21 protein-coding genes are annotated in these 18,933 nt (G+C 58.7%); 8 read left to right on the top strand and 13 right to left on the bottom strand.

The annotated features are described in order from the left end of the window. Nucleotides 1-79: 79 nt before the first annotated feature. The 7 genes from thiL to nrdR form a co-directional block, all read right to left on the bottom strand. A complete protein-coding gene (gene thiL / locus RHM56_RS00380; RefSeq protein ID WP_322237383.1) occupies nt 80-1,045 on the bottom strand; it encodes a thiamine-phosphate kinase in 966 nt (321 codons plus the stop codon). Nucleotides 1,046-1,060: 15 nt separating this feature from the next. After that, nucleotides 1,061-1,561, bottom strand: a complete 501-nt coding sequence (gene nusB, locus RHM56_RS00375; protein ID WP_016779229.1) for a transcription antitermination factor NusB — start codon at nt 1,559-1,561, stop codon at nt 1,061-1,063. After that, a complete protein-coding gene (gene ribE, locus RHM56_RS00370) occupies nt 1,558-2,034 on the bottom strand; it encodes a 6,7-dimethyl-8-ribityllumazine synthase (protein ID WP_059763753.1) in 477 nt (158 codons plus the stop codon). The genes nusB and ribE overlap by 4 nt, the downstream gene beginning before the upstream one ends. Nucleotides 2,035-2,126: 92 nt before the next feature. Beyond that, on the bottom strand, nt 2,127-3,218 hold the full coding sequence (gene ribBA / locus RHM56_RS00365; protein ID WP_322237380.1) for a bifunctional 3,4-dihydroxy-2-butanone-4-phosphate synthase/GTP cyclohydrolase II: 1,092 nt from the start codon (nt 3,216-3,218) through the stop codon (nt 2,127-2,129). Between the two features lie 16 nt (nt 3,219-3,234). After that, on the bottom strand, nt 3,235-3,897 hold the full coding sequence (locus tag RHM56_RS00360; protein WP_322237378.1) for a riboflavin synthase: 663 nt from the start codon (nt 3,895-3,897) through the stop codon (nt 3,235-3,237). Between the two features lie 47 nt (nt 3,898-3,944). Continuing rightward, on the bottom strand, nt 3,945-5,078 hold the full coding sequence (ribD, locus tag RHM56_RS00355) for a bifunctional diaminohydroxyphosphoribosylaminopyrimidine deaminase/5-amino-6-(5-phosphoribosylamino)uracil reductase RibD (RefSeq protein WP_322237376.1): 1,134 nt from the start codon (nt 5,076-5,078) through the stop codon (nt 3,945-3,947). After that, a complete protein-coding gene (gene nrdR / locus RHM56_RS00350) occupies nt 5,075-5,539 on the bottom strand; it encodes a transcriptional regulator NrdR (RefSeq protein WP_003444283.1) in 465 nt (154 codons plus the stop codon). The genes ribD and nrdR overlap by 4 nt, the downstream gene beginning before the upstream one ends. 140 nt (nt 5,540-5,679) lie before the next feature. On the opposite strand from nrdR, the gene RHM56_RS00345 reads away from it, so the two are divergent. From RHM56_RS00345 to RHM56_RS00335, 3 genes are read left to right on the top strand one after another with little or no spacing between them, the layout of a single operon-like run. Then, entirely contained in the window at nt 5,680-6,129 is a 450-nt protein-coding gene (locus RHM56_RS00345) for a YbaY family lipoprotein (protein WP_322237373.1), read from the top strand. Next, complete coding sequence (locus tag RHM56_RS00340; RefSeq protein ID WP_322237371.1) at nt 6,126-6,815, top strand: class I SAM-dependent methyltransferase; 690 nt, start codon at nt 6,126-6,128, stop codon at nt 6,813-6,815. Before RHM56_RS00345 ends, RHM56_RS00340 begins: the two co-directional genes overlap by 4 nt. A gap of 31 nt (nt 6,816-6,846) precedes the next feature. After that, on the top strand, nt 6,847-7,722 hold the full coding sequence (locus RHM56_RS00335) for a co-chaperone YbbN (protein ID WP_322237370.1): 876 nt from the start codon (nt 6,847-6,849) through the stop codon (nt 7,720-7,722). A gap of 87 nt (nt 7,723-7,809) precedes the next feature. On the opposite strand, the gene RHM56_RS00330 is transcribed toward RHM56_RS00335, so the two are convergent. Beyond that, the gene (locus RHM56_RS00330; protein WP_322237368.1) at nt 7,810-8,151 is read right to left on the bottom strand and encodes a hypothetical protein; all 342 of its coding nucleotides are present in this window, start codon (nt 8,149-8,151) and stop codon (nt 7,810-7,812) included. Nucleotides 8,152-8,284: 133 nt separating this feature from the next. On the opposite strand from RHM56_RS00330, the gene RHM56_RS00325 reads away from it, so the two are divergent. The 5 genes from RHM56_RS00325 (at nt 8,285) to RHM56_RS00305 (ending at nt 12,361) form a co-directional block, all read left to right on the top strand. Continuing rightward, nucleotides 8,285-8,845 (top strand): DUF2796 domain-containing protein, encoded by a 561-nt coding sequence (locus RHM56_RS00325; RefSeq protein ID WP_322237365.1) that lies wholly within the window; start codon nt 8,285-8,287, stop codon nt 8,843-8,845. Nucleotides 8,846-8,961: 116 nt separating this feature from the next. Beyond that, nucleotides 8,962-9,672 (top strand): ABC transporter ATP-binding protein, encoded by a 711-nt coding sequence (locus RHM56_RS00320; protein WP_322237363.1) that lies wholly within the window; start codon nt 8,962-8,964, stop codon nt 9,670-9,672. Between the two features lies 1 nt (nt 9,673). Next, nucleotides 9,674-10,939 (top strand): ABC transporter permease, encoded by a 1,266-nt coding sequence (locus RHM56_RS00315; RefSeq protein ID WP_322237360.1) that lies wholly within the window; start codon nt 9,674-9,676, stop codon nt 10,937-10,939. A gap of 10 nt (nt 10,940-10,949) precedes the next feature. Then, a complete protein-coding gene (locus RHM56_RS00310) occupies nt 10,950-11,474 on the top strand; it encodes a DUF3299 domain-containing protein (RefSeq protein WP_322237358.1) in 525 nt (174 codons plus the stop codon). A 188-nt stretch (nt 11,475-11,662) separates the two neighbouring features. Continuing rightward, nucleotides 11,663-12,361, top strand: coding sequence for an OmpW/AlkL family protein (locus RHM56_RS00305; RefSeq protein ID WP_322237355.1), 699 nt, complete (start codon nt 11,663-11,665; stop codon nt 12,359-12,361). Nucleotides 12,362-12,542: 181 nt separating this feature from the next. Here the strand turns inward: RHM56_RS00305 and RHM56_RS00300 are convergent, their stop codons facing one another. The 5 genes from RHM56_RS00300 to RHM56_RS00280 all read right to left on the bottom strand — a co-directional run bounded on the left by RHM56_RS00300 (nt 12,543) and on the right by RHM56_RS00280 (nt 18,766). Then, nucleotides 12,543-13,472, bottom strand: coding sequence for an NAD-dependent epimerase/dehydratase family protein (locus tag RHM56_RS00300; RefSeq protein ID WP_322237353.1), 930 nt, complete (start codon nt 13,470-13,472; stop codon nt 12,543-12,545). Further along, nucleotides 13,465-14,349 (bottom strand): sugar nucleotide-binding protein, encoded by an 885-nt coding sequence (locus RHM56_RS00295; RefSeq protein ID WP_322237350.1) that lies wholly within the window; start codon nt 14,347-14,349, stop codon nt 13,465-13,467. The genes RHM56_RS00300 and RHM56_RS00295 overlap by 8 nt, the downstream gene beginning before the upstream one ends. Before the next feature lie 145 nt (nt 14,350-14,494). Then, entirely contained in the window at nt 14,495-16,609 is a 2,115-nt protein-coding gene (locus RHM56_RS00290; protein ID WP_322237347.1) for a mechanosensitive ion channel family protein, read from the bottom strand. A gap of 234 nt (nt 16,610-16,843) precedes the next feature. Continuing rightward, on the bottom strand, nt 16,844-17,365 hold the full coding sequence (locus RHM56_RS00285; RefSeq protein WP_322237345.1) for a single-stranded DNA-binding protein: 522 nt from the start codon (nt 17,363-17,365) through the stop codon (nt 16,844-16,846). A 9-nt stretch (nt 17,366-17,374) separates the two neighbouring features. Further along, nucleotides 17,375-18,766 carry an MFS transporter gene (locus RHM56_RS00280; RefSeq protein ID WP_322237343.1) on the bottom strand — a complete coding sequence of 464 codons (1,392 nt, stop codon included), beginning with the start codon at nt 18,764-18,766 and terminating at the stop codon, nt 17,375-17,377. Nucleotides 18,767-18,933: the final 167 nt, after the last annotated feature.

Raw genomic sequence — 18,933 nt, 5'->3', positions numbered from 1 at the left:
AGCTGACGCGGGCTGATAGCTAAACCGCGGACCCTGATTTCACGATCGCTTCGCAATCGGACGCAGCCTGCGGCAGCTGCTACGGGACTGAGCCGAAGTGCTGGTAACCACGGGTTGCCGGGGTGATGTCTTGGCCGTGTTCGTCGATCAGGCTGACGCCCTGCCCTTCAGTCACGCGGCCGATCACGTGGATCGGCCAGCCATCGGCAAGCAAGGTCGGCAATTCAACAGCTGGCAAGGTGAAGGCCAGTACGTAATCGTCGCCGCCACTCAAGGCCGCTTGCTGCGCACCCGCGTCGCCTAAAAATGCTTGCAGAGCCAACGAGGTGGGTACGCGATGGTTTTCGATCTGCAAGCCCACCCGCGAGGCCAGTGCAATATGCCCACAGTCAGCCAGCAGGCCATCTGAGATGTCCAGCGCCGAGGTGGCTTTGCTGCGCAAGGCCTGGCCCAGCGCAAATTGCGGCTGTGGCGACCAGTAATGCGCCAGCAACGGTTCGGCGATGGCCGGGGTGGTGCTGCGCTGGCCCAAGACCAGCGGCAGTGCGCCAGCGGCATTGCCCAACTCCCCGCCCACACACAGCAAGTCCCCCGGGCGCGCACCGCTGCGGCTAAGGGCCTGGCCTTTGGGCACACGCCCAAACACCGTCACGGTCAGGCACAGTGGCCCGCGCGTGGTGTCGCCACCGATCAGGCGCAGGTCGCATGCCTGCGCCATGAGGTTCAAGCCGCGCGCAAACGCATCCAGCCAGGCGGCTTCAACCGTCGGCAATGTGAGGGCAAGGGTAAACGCGAGGGGTGTTGCGCCCATGGCCGCCAAATCACTGGCCGCCACTGCCAGCGAACGCTGACCGAGCAAGAAAGGGTCGCAAGGATCTGCGAAGTGCACCCCGGCTACCAGGGTGTCGGTGGAAATCGCCAGCTGTTCCCCGAAGGGAACATCCAGCAGGGCGCAGTCATCGCCGATGCCCAGAGCAACACCCACGCCGCCTTGCGCGCAAGGCGCGGCAGCGAAGAAGTTGCGGATCAGCTCAAATTCGCCCATGGCCAGCAGCGCGGATTAGCGCTTGTAAGCCTTGACTTCAGCTTCACGCAGGCGTGGCGCCAGTTTGTCCAGCACACCGTTGACGAACTTGTGGCCGTCGGTAGAGCCGAAAACCTTGGCCAGTTCGATACCTTCGTTGATCACAACGCGGTAAGGCACGTCGACACGCTTGATCAGTTCCCAGGTGGACAGGCGCAGAACAGACAGCTCAACCGGGTCGAGTTCTTCGATGGTGATGTCCAGGCACGGAACCAGGGCCGCATCGATCTCGCCTTTGTGCGCAGGTACGCCGTGCAGGATTTCACGGAAGTAAGCCGCATCAACGTCGGTGAAGTCGTTATCGACGCGGAACTGCGCTTCGATTTCGTTCAACGATTGCTTGGCCATGTGCCACTGATACAGCGCTTGAGTCGCGAGTTGACGCGCTTCACGGCGCTTGGCGCTCTTGGATGGCTTGCCAGCATCCGCAGGTTTTGGATCGCGCGGGTTGAAACGATCGCTTTCGTCGGAAATCACTTGGCCTCCAACTGTGCCAACAGGCTGACCATTTCGAGGGCGGACAGCGCAGCTTCAGCGCCTTTGTTGCCCGCTTTGGTGCCGGAACGTTCGATGGCTTGTTCGATCGAGTCAACGGTCAGAACACCGAATGCAACCGGTACGCCGAACTGCATGGACACCTGAGCCAGGCCTTTGGTGCACTCGCCAGCAACGTATTCGAAGTGCGGAGTACCGCCACGAATCACAGCGCCCAGGGCGATGATGGCGGCGAACTCGTTGCGCTGAGCAACTTTTTGCGCAACCAGCGGAATTTCGAACGCACCCGGTGCACGGATGAGGGTGATGTCGCTTTCGTTCACACCGTGGCGAACCAGGGCATCCACAGCACCACTCACCAGACTTTCGACGACGAAGCTGTTGAAGCGGCCAACTACTAATGCGTAGCGACCTTTGGGGGCGATGAAGGTACCTTCGATGGTCTTCAGGGTCATTCGGTATGTCTCGTATTAAAGAGCCAGAACGCACTCACGCGCGTTCTTTAAGGGTATTGGGCCACGAATTGGGGACTGGAAATGTCCGGTCATTATTCGGAGGGCACGTATTCTACAACTTCCAGATCGAAACCGGATATGGCATTGAACTTCATTGGTGAACTCATCAGGCGCATTTTGCGCACACCGAGGTCACGCAAGATCTGCGAGCCGGCACCGACGATGCTGTAAGTGGTCTGTTTTTTAACCGGCACGGCATCGGCAGTTTCGCGAATGTGCGCCAGCAAGACATCACCGTCCAGCGGGTGACCCAACAACAGCACCACACCACTGCCCGCCTCTGCCACGGCGGTCATGGCGGCGCGCAAGCTCCAGCGGCCGGGCTGTTTGACCATCAGCAGGTCGCGCAGCGGGTCCATGTTATGCACACGGACCAGCGTCGGTTCTTCGGCGCAGATTTTGCCCAGGGTCAGTGCCATGTGCACGTCGCCTTCGACTGAATCACGATAGGTCACCAAATTGAATTGGCCCAGTTCGCTGTCCAGTGGCTGCTCGGCAATCCGCTGAACGGTACGTTCGTGGATCATCCGATAGTGAATCAGGTCAGCGATGGTGCCGATTTTGATGCCGTGTTCGGCCGCAAAGGTTTCCAGCTCCGGGCGGCGCGCCATGGTGCCGTCATCGTTCATCACTTCGCAGATCACGCCGCTTGGCTCGAAACCGGCCATGCGCGCCAGGTCGCACGCCGCTTCGGTGTGGCCTGCACGGGCCAGGGTGCCACCGGCTTGTGCCATCAGCGGGAAGATGTGGCCGGGGCTGACGATGTCTTCAGCCTTGGCGTCTTTTGCCGCAGCGGCTTGTACCGTGCGCGCACGATCAGCCGCCGAAATGCCGGTGGTCACACCGGTGGCGGCTTCAATCGAGACCGTGAATTTGGTGCCAAAGCCGGAACCATTGCGCGGCGCCATCAACGGCAGCTTGAGCAACTCGCAGCGCTCACGGCTCATCGGCATGCAGATCAAGCCACGGGCAAAGCGCGCCATGAAGTTGATGTGCTCGGCCTTGCAGCACTCGGCGGCCATGATCAGGTCGCCTTCGTTTTCGCGGTCTTCGTCATCCATGAGGATGACCATCTTGCCTTGGCGGATGTCTTCAACCAGTTCTTCGATGCTGTTGAGCGCCACGCGGCACCCCCTTAATTCAGGATTTTAGGTAGCCGTTGGCGGCCAGAAAACTTTCGCTGATGCCACCCGAGGTCGACTCGGCGGCCTTGTCGCCCAGCAGCAGGCGTTCGAGGTAGCGCGCCAGCAAGTCAACTTCAAGGTTTACCCGGCGGCCCGGACGGTAGTCGTCCATGATGGTTTCGCTCAGGGTGTGCGGAATGATGGTCAACGAGAACTCGGCGCCATTGACCGAGTTGACCGTCAGGCTGGTGCCGTCGACGGTGATCGAGCCTTTATGGGCAATGTACTTGGCCAGCTCTTTGGGCGCGCGGATACGGAATTCGATGGCGCGGGCGTTTTCCTCGCGGGAAATCACTTCGCCTACGCCGTCAACATGACCGCTGACCAAGTGGCCGCCCAAACGCGTGGTCGGGGTCAGGGCTTTTTCCAGGTTGACCCGGCTGCCGCTTTTCAAGTCGTTGAATGCGGTGCAATCGAGGGTCTCGCGGCTGACGTCAGCCATAAAGCCATTGCCCGGCAGTTCAACGGCGGTCAGGCACACGCCATTGATCGCGATGCTGTCGCCGAGTTTGACATCGCTCAGGTCGAGCTTGCCGGTGTCTACGTAAACCCGCACATCGCCACCCTTGGGGGTCAGTGCACGGATGCTGCCGATGGATTCGATGATGCCGGTAAACATGGACGTTCCCCTTGAAAACAAAACCTGCGTAAAACGAAGGCTGTGAATTATACGCTCGCTGAAGGCACAGGTATGGCGGTGACTCGCCAGTCATCCCCCACGGCGCGCATTTCAGTAATTTTGAGCAATGGCGCTTCGCTCATATGGGTCAGCGGCAGCTCAAGCAAAGGCCGAGCCGTCGACCCCAAGAACTTGGCGGCGATAAAAATCTGGTATTCATCGACCAGGCCTTGTTCGGCAAAGGCCCCGGCCAGACGCGGCCCCGCTTCGACCAGTACCTCGTTGACGCCCCGGGCGGCCAGCGCCACCAGCAGTTTACGGATGTCGACCTGGCCGTTGGCGCCATGAATCACCAGGCATTCCGGGCCTGTACGGTATTGCTCGGCCGGGGGTACGCAGGTCGCAACCAGCGCCGGGCCAGCCTTGAAAAACGGCGCATCCAGCGGCACGCGCAAACGCCCGTCGATCAGCACGCGCAGCGGCGGGCGGCTGAGCGCCAGCGCTGTCAATTCCGGGCTCAAGCCCAGCTCTGGCCCGCGCACAGTGAGCCGCGCGCCATCGGCCAGTACAGTGTCAGCGCCGGTCAGCACGACGCTGGCCTCGGCGCGCAAACGCTGGACCGCAGAACGCGCGGCCGGGCCGGTGATCCATTGGCTTTCGCCGTTGGCCATCGCGGTGCGGCCATCCAGGCTCATCGCCAGTTTGACCCGCACAAACGGCAGGCCGTGCTCCATGCGCTTGAGGAAACCCGGGTTCAGCGCACGAGCTTCTTGTTCGAGTACGCCGCTGCGCACGTCAACACCGGCGTCAGCCAGACGCTTGAGACCGCGCCCCGCGACTTCCGGGTTGGGGTCTTGCATGGCCGCAACCACGCGAGCGATACCCGCATGGAGCAAGCCATCGGCACACGGCGGCGTGTGGCCGTGGTGGCTGCAAGGCTCTAGCGTGACGTAGGCAGTCGCGCCGCGCGCCAATTCGCCTGCTGCGCGCAAGGCATGAACCTCGGCGTGGGGCTCGCCCGTTCGCACGTGCCAACCTTCACCGACAATCTGCCCGTCGCGCACAATGACGCAACCCACACGCGGGTTAGGGTGAGTGGTGTACAGCCCATTGCGCGCAAGTTCGATGGCGCGCGCCATGTAATGGGCATCGAGGATGATTTGCTCAGTGGACACAGTCATTCTTTGGAAGGCTCACGGGCGAGTCGGTCGATCTCTTCACGGAACTCGTTGAGGTCCTGGAAGCGCCGATAGACAGAGGCAAAACGGATATAGGCCACTTCGTCGAGCTTTTGCAGCTCGCCCATGACCAGTTCACCCACGACCAGCGATTTGACTTCGCGTTCGCCGGTGGCGCGCAGCTTGCTTTTGATATGGGCCAGCGCCGCTTCAAGGCGCTCGACACTCACCGGACGTTTTTCCAGCGCACGTTGCATGCCGGCACGCAGCTTTTCTTCATCGAAAGGCTGACGGCTGCCGTCTTGCTTGATAAGGCGCGGTAACACCAACTCGGCGGTTTCAAAGGTGGTGAAACGCTCACCACAGGCCAGGCATTCACGCCGGCGGCGCACCTGATCGCCCTCGGCAACCAGACGCGAGTCGATGACTTTAGTGTCGTTGGCACCGCAGAAGGGACAGTGCATGGTGGCAGCCAACAAAAATGGGGAGCGCCATGGTAGCGCATCCCACTGGCAAGACAAGCCATAGGCTTTACGGTATACAGTCCGCCTACTACCTTTTTATACAATTTGCTACGTCGACTGACCTGCCGCTGGAGCTTTCCATGTCACTACGAACGTTTGTTTTGCTGTGTTTTGCCAGCGTGCTGGTCGCCTGCAGCAGTGGGCCTTCTAAAACGCAACAAGCCCAAGTCCTGACCCAGCCAGAAACAGACGCTCCGGTTGACCAGGGTCCGCTGCCCGCTTATCAGCGCGAGCTGAGCGGTGTGTTGACGGGCGCGCCAGCGGGGGCTGAGGTTGAACTGGCGATGCTGATCGTCGACGAACGTGGGCGTCCGCAAGGGCTGATGGCCAGCAGCAAGATCATCGGTAATAACCAGCCATTGCCCTTTAAGTTGCGCTTTAATCCTGACGCCTTCCCGGCCGGGGCGCGCGTTGAATTACGCGGCCGCGCCAGCCAGTCCGGGCAATTGATTCTGCACCTGCCTTCGCGAATCATCGGCCAGCCGACCACGCAAGCCCTGGGCACCCTGGCGTTTGTCAGCGCACCATGAACACACCGCTCGACCTGCAACAGTCTTTGGCGGCGTTACTCGGCGATGCGCGACTGGTGATCACGGACTTGCCTGAGACCTCACTCAAGCTGTGGCTGATGGATGCCCACAACATGGACCGCGCGTTCACCCCGGACGAAACCCGGCGCATTCTTTATGAGCCCCCGTACTGGGCCTTTTGTTGGGCCAGCGGGCTGGCATTAGCGCGTTATCTGGCCGAGCAGCCGGACTGGGTGCAAGGCAAGCGGGTGCTGGATTTCGGCGCGGGTTCGGGCATCGCCGCGATTGCAGCCGCCAAGGCGGGCGCGCTGGAGGTGGTCGCCTGCGACCTTGATCCTTTGGCGCTGGCAGCCTGCCGAGCCAATGCCGAACTCAATGACGTGCAACTCAGTTACTCCAGCGATTTCTTCGCTGAAGCCGATCGCTTCGACGTGGTCCTGGTGGCAGACGTACTGTACGACCGTGAAAACCTGCCGTTGCTGGATCAGTTTTTAACCCGTGGCCAGCAGACACTGGTGGCCGATTCTCGGGTGCGGGACTTCAAGCATCCGTTGTATCGGCAATTGGGCAGCCTCAAGGCACTGACCTTGCCGGACCTTGCCGAGCCCCATGAGTTTCGCAACGTGAGCCTGTATCACGCGCAACGCACGGGTGCGGCTTTCAGCCTGCCTGTTCAGCCTTTATAGTTGCCTTCATTTACCTGTTTCGAGACGCACGATGACTCAAACTACGCCTTCTTATAGCTTCGACGTGACTTCCGCTGACTTCGACAAGCTGGTCGTTGAGGCCTCTTTCGAGCAACCGGTACTGGTGGATTTTTGGGCTGAATGGTGCGCGCCGTGCAAGGTGATGCTGCCGATTCTGGAACAGATCGCCTTGGACTATCAGGGCGAACTGCTACTGGCCAAGGTCAACTGTGATGTTGAGCAAGATGTGGTTGGCCGCATTGGCATTCGCACGTTGCCGACCGTGGTGTTGTTCAAAGACGGCAAAGTGGTCGATGGCTTCCAGGACGCACAGCCCGAATCAGCCATTCGCGCCATGCTTGAGCCGCACGTTGTGATGCCAGAGCCTGCCGAGGCAGACCCTTTGGAGCAAGCTCAGGCGTTGTTTGCCGAAAGCCGTTTTGCCGATGCCGAAGCGCTGCTCAAAAACATCCTGACTGAAGACAATACCAACGCCAAGGCGCTGATTCTTTATGGCCGCTGCCTGGCCGAGCGCAACGAACTGGCCGAAGCCCAAGCGGTATTGGACGCCGTTAAAAGCGACGAGCACAAAGCCGAACTGGCGGGTGCCAAGGCGCAATTGACGTTCCTGCGCCAGGCGGCAGATTTGCCCGATGTGGCGGATTTGAAAACCCGCGTTGCGCAAAACCCGCAGGATGATGAAGCGGCCTATCAATTGGCAATACAACAATTGGCACGCCAGCAGTACGAAGGCGCTCTGGATGGGCTGTTGAAGCTGTTTACTCGCAACCGCAGCTACAACGAAGGCATTACCCATAAGACGTTGCTGCAAGTGTTCGACCTGCTGGGCAATGACCACCCGCTGGTGACGACTTACCGTCGCAAGTTGTTTGCAGCGCTGTATTAAGCGTTTGTGTAGGCGCTTGTCTCGCGATCTTTTAAAGATCAAAAGATCGCGAGGCAAGCTCGCTCCTACAGAGGGCGGTTTGCGATGTTACTCGACCCAGCTATAGAGCGGGGAGTCAGCGCCGCTCTGCACGTTGACCTGGCTGCAATGACGCAAGCGCACTAACAGCCGCTTGCCCGCACCCGTGCTGCCCGTCAACGCTTCTAACTGCGCCAGCAGTTCAGGTCCGCTGATCTGTCCGGCTTTGCGCAGCAAGTCTTTGGTCGTTTCCCACACAGCATCGTCCTGGCTCACCGGCTTGAGCGGCGCAGGGCTGCTCGGCGCTTCACTGATGGGCAATTGTGCTCCCAGTTTCGCCCAATCACTCTCATCCAGCTCTACGGTCAGATCCACTGGCCAGTCGCCAATCGTTCCGCGAATACGCACCATCGTCCTGCTCCTTAAGTTTCATGACCGCATGCTCCCATGCAGCTTGCGGAACGCCAAGCACACGGGCAAACTCTCACGAACCTTGTTATAAGATTACATAACAAGTCTTTATTTCTATTGCTGGAGTCGTGCTATGCGTCGTTTGCTTCTTGCTCTGCCGTTTGCTCTGTTGCCGCTGGTCATGGCCCACGCCGACGACGAGCACGACCATGAACACGGCAGCCTTGGCGCCCATGAGCATGGTGTAGGGACGTTGAATGTAGCGCTCGATGGTCCGACGCTTGAGCTGGACCTCGACGGTCCCTCGATAAACCTGGTGGGTTTTGAACACATCGCCACCACCGATGCCGACAAGGCCAAAGTCGCTTCTGCCCGTGCGCAACTGGAAAACCCGCTGGTGCTGTTCAACTTGCCGAAGGCTGCCGAGTGCGTAGTGGAAGCACAAGACCTGGAAAGTCCATTGTTCGATGCCGCCCCTGAAGAAGCAGCCGGGGCAAAGGCGGAACACCATCACAGCGATATTGAAGCCCACTACGCGTTCACTTGCGCCAAGCCCGAAGCCTTGAAAACCCTGGACCTGGCTCAGTTCTTCAAGACCTTCCCGGGCACCCAGAAAATCAAGGTGCAACTGATCGGTGGAAGCGGCCAACAAGGCTCCGAGCTGACGCCAAAAGTATCCAGCCTGAAGTTCTAAGTTATTGACATCCCGTAGGAGCGAGCTTGCCTCGCGAGCTTTTAGACGATCAAAAGATCGCGAGACAAGCTCGCTCCTACGCCCTCTCCCTCATTGGCAGGCGATAGCTCTTCTCCATGACCCAAGCACTCATCGAACTCAGCGACCTGAGTTTCAGTTGGCCCGGGCAGCCGGTACTGCTGGATATTCCTGCATTCCGTCTTGAACCCGGCGAAACCCTGTTTCTGAAAGGCCCCAGCGGCAGCGGCAAAACCACACTTCTGGGTTTGCTAGGCGGTGTACAAAAAGCCAACAGCGGAATCATTCGTTTGTTGGGCCAGGAACTGAGTGAGCTGGGCTCGGGGGCGCGCGATCGTTTTCGGGTCGACCACACGGGCTATATTTTTCAGCAGTTCAATTTGCTGCCGTTTTTATCAGTCCGCGAGAACGTTGAGCTGCCTTGTCACTTTTCCAAACTGCGCGCCAGCCGCGCCGCACAACGCCACGGCAGTGTCGATAAAGCCGCGCAAACCCTGCTCGCACATTTGGGTCTTAAAGACCCGGCGCTGCTGGAACGACGAGCCGACGCCCTGTCGATCGGCCAGCAGCAACGTGTCGCCGCCGCACGCGCACTGATCGGTCAACCCGAGCTGGTGATCGCCGACGAGCCCACCTCTGCCCTCGACGCCGATGCACGCGAAGCCTTTATCCAGTTGCTGTTTGCCGAGTGCCGCGAGGCCGGCGCCAGCTTGCTGTTTGTGAGTCATGACCAAAGCCTGGCCCCGCTCTTCGACCGCCATCTGTCGTTGTCTGAACTTAATCGCGCCGCCACCCCGGCAGAGGTCTGAGATGTATTTGTTTCGTCTAGCTCTGGCCAGTCTGGCCAACCGGCGCTTCACCGCGATACTCACCGCGTTCGCCATCGCCCTGTCGGTATGCCTGCTGCTGGCGGTCGAACGGGTGCGCACTGAAGCCCGCGCCAGCTTTGCCAGCACCATCAGCGGCACCGATCTGATCGTCGGCGCACGCTCGGGCTCGGTCAATTTGCTGCTGTATTCGGTGTTTCGCATCGGCAATGCCACGAACAATATCCGTTGGGACAGCTTTGAGCATTTCGCCAACAACCCGAAAGTGAAATGGGCGATCCCGATGTCGCTGGGTGACTCCCATCGCGGCTATCGGGTGATGGGCACCAGCGAGGCGTACTTCGAACACTATCAATATGGTCATCGGCAAAACCTTGAATTGGCCACTGGACGCGCGTTCCAGACCGACCCTTTCGAGGTGGTGCTCGGCGCCGAAGTCGCCGAAGCGCTGCATTACAAACTGGGCGACAAATTGGTGCTGGCCCATGGCGTGGCGGCGATCAGTCTGGTGAAACATGACGACAAGCCGTTCACCGTGGTCGGCATTCTCAAGCGCACTGGCACGCCGGTCGATCGCACGCTGCATATCAGCCTCGGCGGTATGGAAGCGATTCACATCGACTGGCACAACGGCGTACCCGCTCAGGGGGCGGCACGCATCAGCGCCGATCAGGCCCGCAACATGGACCTCACGCCGCAGGCGATCACCGCCTTTATGCTGGGCCTGAACAGCAAAATCTCAACCTTTGCCTTGCAGCGCGAAATCAATGAGTTCCGTGGCGAACCGATGATGGCGATTTTGCCCGGCGTTGCCCTGCAAGAACTCTGGAGCTTGATGAGCACCGCCGAAAAGGCGCTGTTTGTGGTGTCGCTGTTTGTGGTGCTGACCGGCCTGATCGGCATGCTGACGGCCATTTTGACCAGTCTCAATGAGCGGCGCCGCGAGATGGCGATTCTGCGTTCGGTCGGGGCACGGCCTTGGCATATTGCGACCTTGCTGGTGTTTGAAGCCTTGGCGTTAGCCTTGGCAGGCGTGGTGGCTGGCGTCGGTTTGCTGTACGTGTGCATCGCGCTGGCTCAAGGCTATGTGCAATCGAATTACGGGATCTATTTGCCGCTGGCCTGGCCAAGTGAATATGAATGGACGCTGCTCAGCGGTATTCTGGCTGCCGCCCTGCTGATGGGTTGCGTACCGGCATGGCGTGCCTACCGACAATCGCTGGCCGATGGTCTGTCCATTCGTTTATGAGCTTAGGTTGATGAAAAAAGCTGCGATGTCCCGCGTGCTGTTGGCGCTGTTACTGATGGTGAGCACACCGCTGTGGGCGGCCGAGCCGAAAGAGTTGACCTGGTCAGAGATGATCCCGGCTGACGCGCCGCCTGAAGTCCCCGATATGGTGCCGCTGCATGACTTGTCACAAATGGGCGACATGGAGGCCGCTCCGGCGGCCAAACAGGATTTGCCCAATGCGCCTGTCGTCCCGCAGCTAAACGGCCAACTGATTCGTTTGCCGGGGTACATCGTGCCGCTGGAAGTCAGTGAAGAGGGGCGAACCACGGACTTTCTGCTGGTGCCGTACTTTGGCGCGTGCATCCATGTGCCGCCTCCGCCGTCGAATCAGATCGTGCACGTCACCAGCAAAGTCGGGGTTCAACTCGACGAGTTGTATCAGCCGTACTGGATCGTCGGCGAAATGCAGGTCAAGCCCAGCACCACGGAGATGGCAGACGCGGGCTATCAGATGGATGCGCAAAAGATCGTGGTGTACGAATTGCCGGATTAACACTGTGCAGACCTCGGCGACCAGATAAACCAAATTGCCTGCATCGCTGGCAAGCCAGCTCCCACACGTTCACGAATTTTTCACAAATTTACCGGACTTCACATTTTCATTGAGCTGGGTCAACTGAGCGGGCCGGGCTGCTCATTACCATTGGTTATATAAATTTTAAATATCCCAATGGAGCTCCCATGCACAAGTCTCTGCTCAGCGCTGCCGCCCTTGCGCTCGCCGTTGTAGCCCCGCTCGCCCACGCACACAGCGAGGGTGACATCATCCTCCGTGCCGGCGCCATTACGGTGAACCCGAAAGCCGACAGCTCCAGCGTCAAGGTGGATCGCGGGTCGTTGTCGGGCACCGATCTGGGTGGCAAGGCGACCATGAGCAGCGACACGCAATTGGGGCTCAACTTTGCCTACATGATCACCGATCACGTGGGTATCGAACTGTTGGCCGCCACGCCGTTCGAGCATGACGTCAAACTCAAAAACACCGGCCTGTCTCAAGCCAACGGCAAACTGGGCACCCTCAAGCACTTGCCACCCACCCTGAGCGTTGTTTACTACCCGCTGGACCCCAAGTCGGTGTTCCAACCTTACGTTGGTGCCGGTATTAACTACACCTGGATCTACGACGAACACGTTAGCAGCCGTGCGACCGCTGAAGGCTTTGATAACTTCCGGGCGTCCAACTCGTGGGGCGTGGCCTGGCAGATCGGCGCGGACTACATGCTGACTGACAACATCATGATCAACGCCCAAGCGCGTTATATCGACATTGATACGCATGCCTATGTGAACAACTCCGCCGTGGGCGACGGCACCCGTGCCAAAGTCAACGTTGACGTGGATCCGTTCGTTTACATGGTCGGCCTGGGTTATAAGTTTTAAGCGCGGAGCGCTTAGCTGAAAGCTTCAAGCGGCAAGAAAAAGCGCCTGTTGAAGTGCACTTCAAAAACCTGTGGGAGCCTGGCTTGCCAGCGATGCAGACGATACGGTTTTCTGTAAAACCGCGTCGCTTCCATCGCGGGCAAGCCCGCTCCCACAAGGTGTTTAAGTGTGACTGGGGTTGTTAACGCCCCAGCAACCGGGCAAGCCCGACGTTCATAGGCGTGGTTTCACCCAAGGTGAAACGTTGCAACAGGCGAGTGTTGTCTGCTCGCGAGTGGCGGATGTCGCCAGCGCGGACCGGGCCATAGCTGATCGGTGGCAGTTCGCCAACCACCGCACTCAGGGCTTCAAGCATTTGCTTGAGGGTAGTGGTTTTGTTCAGGCCCACGTTGATGGCGCCTTCTTCAACCTGTGGCGCTTCAATGGCCTGAACCAGAATGGTCACCAGGTCGCCCACGTACATGAAGTCACGGGTTTGTTCGCCATCACCAAAGATGGTGATCGGCAGGCCCTTCTCTGCGCGCTCGCTGAATATGCTGATCACGCCCGAGTACGGCGAGGACGGGTCTTGTTTCGGCCCGTAGATGTTGAAGAATCGGAAGATGACCGGCTCCAGGCCATGCTGGCGGCGGTAGAAGTCCAGGTAGTACTCGCTGGCCAACTTGTCTGAGGCGTAAGGCGTCAACGGTGCTTTAGGCGTGTCTTCAACAATCGACTCACCTTCACCGTTGTTGCCATAGACCGCTGCGCTGGAAGCAAACACCACGCGCTTGACGCCAGCTTCACGCATTGCTTCGCAGACATTGAGCGTGCCGACGAAGTTGCTTTGATGGGTGCTCACCGGGTCATCGACCGAGGCCTGGACCGAGGCCACTGCCGCCAGGTGAACCACAGCGCCGCAACCCACCATCACGCTTTTGACCAAGGCTGCATCAGCGACGTTGCCGACGATCAGTTCGATCTTGGGGTTATCAAGCGGCAGGTTGCTGCGCTTGCCCGTCGACAGGTCGTCGAGGATTCGCACGGCATACCCTTTGGCCAGTAAGCCTTCCACCAGATTGGAGCCAATAAAACCGGCACCGCCGGTGATTAAAACGGGTGCATCAACCATGACGATAAAACCTGTCCAGTAAAGCCGGGAGCGCCGCACGCCAGGCGCGAGGCTTGATCCCGAAGGTGTGAAGTATTTTCTTACAGGCCAGCACCGCATGCTGAGGTTCTTCAGCCGCATCGGGGCATGCTGCGTGTGCCTGAGGCGTAGGAGCTTGGATGACCAGCGGGCGCAGGTGGCGCGCCTCATCAAGAATGGCCTGGCCCAACGCCAGCGGCGTGGTGGCCTCATGCCCGGCGTAGTGGTAAGTGCCCCACAGAGGCGCCGCGCAATCGAGTTGCTTGAGCACTGAAATAATGACCCGTGCTGCGTCATCGACCGGCGTCGGGTTACCGCGTCGATCATCGGCCATCAGCAACTCGCCCGGTTTTTCGGCTTGAGCCAAAAAGCGGCCCAAACTGCCTTCAGGGCTGTCATCCAGCAACCAGCCGAAACGCAGCAGCACATGTTGCGGGCAAATCGCCCGCACACTTTGCTCAATGCGCCATAACGCCTGACCGCGCAGGCCGAGCGGGACAGGTTCGTCCTTTTCGCTGTAAGCCGTTGCTCGCGATCCATCGAAGACTCGATAACTGGAAGGCTGCAACAACGTCATGCTGTGGTGCTGGCACAACTCAGAGAGACGCTCGACAGCGCGCTCTTGGGCAGCAAGGCGAGCCTCGCTCACGTTCTGCGCCTGAAACCAGTCGAAGTAGTAGGCAAGGTTGATGACGGCATCCGGACGGGTGTCATCCAGCAGTTGCGTCAGGCTCGCAGCGTCCCAGCCGTCTTGCGGCGGACGCGGGGCAAGGAAATTAATGTCTTCCTCGGCACCCAGACGAATCAGCGCCTGCCCGAGAGCATTTCCGCCGCCCAATAACATAAGGCGCATTCGCATAGAGTGTGCAGGCTCAGTCTATTCAGAACGGTGATATATACCAGAAAACCAACCGTGGAAGCTGTTGGCCATGATCAAGACTCTCGCATTTTGCGGGTTTCCATGCCTGTCGTCACTGACAAACTGCACAGTGAGTCATTGGCCATCATCGTGATGGCGGTGGCATGTCAGGCAGCACTAGCGTGGAGTGCTGCGGTTCTGGGGCAGATTGCGCGTTTTCATCCGGCCCACGCACGGGCATCAGGAAGCCCTGTGGATAATGTTGCGCAAAGTGTACATCCACTGACTTATCCACAAGCTTTTTGAGCCGGGCGTTGAACGCCCGCGAGATAGAGCTTTGCGCACCGGACATGGTCCTGAACTGCGCGGTCATCGTCACGCCATCCAGATTCATGCTGTCGACCCCAAAAACCGTTAATGATCCCTGCAGACTGAGGCTGAGCAAAGGGTCGTCGCTGATCTGCCGGCCCGCCTCGCGAATCAAGTCCGTGGCTTTATCCATATCGCTGTCGTAGGTGAACTGAATAGAAAAGAAGGCATAGGCAAATTGTCGGGAATGGTTGATCACCGCCTTGATCTGGCCAAAGGGCACCGAATGCACGTAGCCACGCGAGTCCCGCAGCCGCAAGGTGCGAATGGTCAGCCCCTCGACGGTGCCGGCATGGTTGGAGTCGACCACGACCCAGTCACCGACTGAAATGGTGTCTTCAATAATGATGAACAAGCCGGTAATGACGTCTTGCACCAATTGCTGAGAACCAAAACCGATCGCCAGACCGATGACCCCAGCACCGGCCAGGAAAGGCGCGACGTTCACGCCCAGATTGGCCATTGTGGTGATGGTGCACACCACAACCAGAATGACTTTTATGGCATTGCGCAGCAACGGCAGGATGGTTTTGGTCCGCGTGCTCGGCTGGTGGGTACCACGCCGTGTGATTGAGGGCTCTAACGCTTGCTGGATGGCCGTATCGAGTACCACCCAGGCCAGCCATGTGACCAGCAAAATCAGCAGGATGTGCCCGAGTGAATCACTGATGACTTGGCCAGTGTGACTATCGGACGCAAACGCCAGCAGCGAGAAGCCCCAGATTTGCGCCAGCAATTCGATAAAGGCCACGGCCAGTGCAATACGCAGCAATGCGTAAATCACCGTCAGGAAACGCTCTTTATAAGCGCCCGTAGCGCGCAAGCGAGTCCGGAATGAGTGATGCAGAATCGTGCTCAAAAACACCGTGGCAATCAGCAGCCCGGAGGTCAGCAACGCGCTGCGCAGCGCTCGCTCACTGCCCTCGCCTACGCCCAGCAGGTTAAGCGCCGAGACCAGCAACATGAGAAGGATGGGCCAATACCAAAGTATCGAAAAAATTCGCAACGACTCCTGCAAAGCCGGTTGCCCGAGGCGCTGGGCCAATGCGCGATTTCGAATCAGGTGTGCCACCGGACGGCGTAACTTGATAGCGAGGTAGGCGAAGATGAAGCACGCGGCCAGACCCGACAGTACCGACACACAACTGGCGACATTGCGGCCAAAATCTTGCGCAATGGACGGGTTGTTCGTCGCATCACTCAGGGCTGCAAAAAAGCCGATCGCAAACAATGGCCGCAGGGAATACTGGCGAATAATCTGCACCGCTCGCCGCTTGTGCCCTACGTCAAACATGACGCTCAGAGATAACACCAAGGCCGCGCAGAATACCCCGCCGCTGCTGGCGTAAGTCAGACAGAGGGCCAGGGAGCGCCCAAAAGAATCTTCCAGAAAACGGCTGCCATACAGTGTGAGCGCCAAGGCCAGTACCGCCGGTAACACATACGGAACGCCATAGCCAATGAGCAAGCACACGCGGGGTCGGGTTCGAACCAGGCGGCTATTGTTCAGGTAGCGCGCCAGCAATTTGCCGGCCAGCATTAGCCCGATAAAACACCCGAACCAGAGGACTGTCAGCATCAACAGATCACCCATCCCGCTCCTGGCAGGTTGCGTAACGACTTGCCCGGCCAACTCCCCCGCTTCATCTGCCGCTCGCTCAGTACGCAAACGCCATGTGTCCAGCAGATGCAGACTCATGCCCAACTGGTCATGCATGGCGTCCATGCTGGACCCCAAAGCCCCCAGCAAACCACCATCGACCAGCACCGGTGGCTTGCCGCCAGTTTCTTCGGCTTTCATAACAGAGGCCAGCGTCGGCGCGGCCTGAAGGGAGCCCATGCCGACGAGCAGCAAGGCGACGAATAAGGCGACTGTTTTAAGAATGGACAAAATCGTAGGTCCTCCTGAGCATCTGTAAGCAGTGGCTTGATCACGAACAACAGCATTCGATTAACAGCCAACTGCACGCTGGCTGTGTACAGCGTAGTCAACAGACACGCGGGCCCGACAACTTGACTCAAAAACCTTCTGCTATTTCGCAAAAAAATCAGCCAAACAAAAGGCCCGGCGCTAAATCAGCGGCGGGCCTTTTGTGGTTCAGAGTGTGTAACCCGAGGGTTAGATTCAGAACGGAATATCGTCGTCGAAGCTGTCGAAATCCGGAGCTGGCTGTGGAGCCTGCTGTTGTGGCGCTGGACGCGACTGCTGTTGTTGCTGTTGCGGCGCTGGGCGTTGAGCCTGCTGACGCGGAGCGGATTGCTGGTAGTTGTTACCGCCGCCCTGGTTTTGTTGGTCACCCTGTGGACGGCCACCCAGCAGTTGCATGGTGCCTTGCATATCGACCACGATTTCTGTGGTGTAACGCTTGATGCCGTCTTTTTCCCACTCACGGGTTTGCAGTTTGCCTTCGATGTACACCTGCGAACCCTTGCGCAGGTATTCGCCAGCGATCTCGGCAACTTTGCCGAACATCGATACACGGTGCCATTCAGTCTTTTCGACTTTTTGACCAGTTTGCTTGTCAGTCCACTGTTCGCTGGTTGCCAGACTCAGGTTGGTCACGGCATTACCGTTAGGCAAGTAGCGAACTTCGGGATCCTGGCCGCATGTGCCGACCAATATAACTTTGTTAACCCCACGGGCCATAACGTTCTCCTAGGCTTCGCACGTCGGCGCTGGGTTAACCAACTGCTCGAGTGTCGCGCGATCCAATAGTTCGGTGTCCAATTTGATATAAATCGCAGCCTCTTCGGCTACGACCACTGCATCTGTAACGCCAGCAACAGCCTTTAAACGCTCAGCCAGACCTGCTTCGCGCAAAGCCTCGGGCAACAACGGCAAGCGCAGGCTTGTCACATACGGCGGTTCGCGCATGGTAACAGCAAAGGCCAGCCAGAGTGCAGCCAGACCTGCGCATCCCAGGAACACAACCGACAGACCGCCATGCTGAAATAGCCAGCCGCCGAGTATGCCGCCCAGTGCCGAACCGAGGAATTGGCTGGTGGAATAAACCCCCATTGCCGTTCCTTTACCGCCCGCCGGTGACACCTTGCTGATCAGTGAAGGCAATGACGCCTCCAGCAAGTTAAACGCGGTGAAGAACACAACGGTGCCGATCACCAACGCTCGCAAGCTATCGCCGAACTGCCAGAAGAATAGCTCAGTCAGCATCAACGTACTGACGGCGCCGAGTAAAACTCGTTTCATTTTGCGTTTCTTTTCGCCATAGATGATGAACGGGATCATGGCGAAGAAGGAAATCAGCAGCGCTGTCAGGTACACCCACCAATGCTGCTCTTTGGGCAGGCCGGCTTTTTCGACCAGCGCCAGCGGCAATGCGATGAAGCTCGACATCAACATGGCGTGTAACACAAAGATGCCCAGATCCAGACGCAACAGGTCGGGATGACGCAACGTCGGCATCAAGGCTTGTTTGGCTACGCCGGACTCGCGGTGCTGCAAGGTGCCGGTTGAGCGCGGGACCATGAACATGACGATCACGATGCCGACCAGCGCCATTGCGCCCGTGGCCAGGAACAGCCCCGACAAGCCGAAAGCGCGAGTCAGCAGCGGCCCTACAACCATGGCGACGGCAAATGACAATCCGATGGTCATGCCGATCATGGCCATGGCCTTGGTGCGGTGCTGTTCGCGGGTCAGGTCTGAAAGCAAAGCCATGGCGGCCGCTGAAATGGCACCTGCACCCTGCAGGACGCGTCCAGCAATGACGCCCCAGATCGAGTCTGAATTGGCCGCCAGAACGCTGCCCAAGGCAAACACGATCAACCCGAGGTAAATCACCGGGCGTCGGCCAATGCGGTCAGAAATGATCCCGAACGGAATCTGAAAAATTGCCTGGGTCAGGCCATAAGCGCCTATCGCCAAACCAATCAAGGCAGGTGTCGCGCCTGCCAGGTCCATCCCATAGGTCGCCAAAACCGGCAACACCATAAACATGCCAAGCATACGGAACGCAAACACAAGTGCCAGACCGCTGGCTGCGCGGGTCTCGCTGCCACTCATGCGTTCGCTGTGGGGATCGTGCATGGAAAAACCTCATGTGAACCGGCGGCGATTCTACCAGTCCCATCGAGTAACAGCACACACACGAGCAAGGCGCGACGCTTTGTCACGTAAAAGTTATGAAAGTCTGCTTAATGACATCTAGCCATCAAGAGCCTGCACAGCTTTCACACAGATACGTATACTCAGTC

The sequence above is a fragment of the Pseudomonas sp. CCC3.1 genome (assembly GCF_034347405.1).
Taxonomy (GTDB): domain Bacteria; phylum Pseudomonadota; class Gammaproteobacteria; order Pseudomonadales; family Pseudomonadaceae; genus Aquipseudomonas.
Note: the sequence above shows the minus strand (reverse complement) of the source record. Positions and strands in the feature narration are given on the sequence as shown.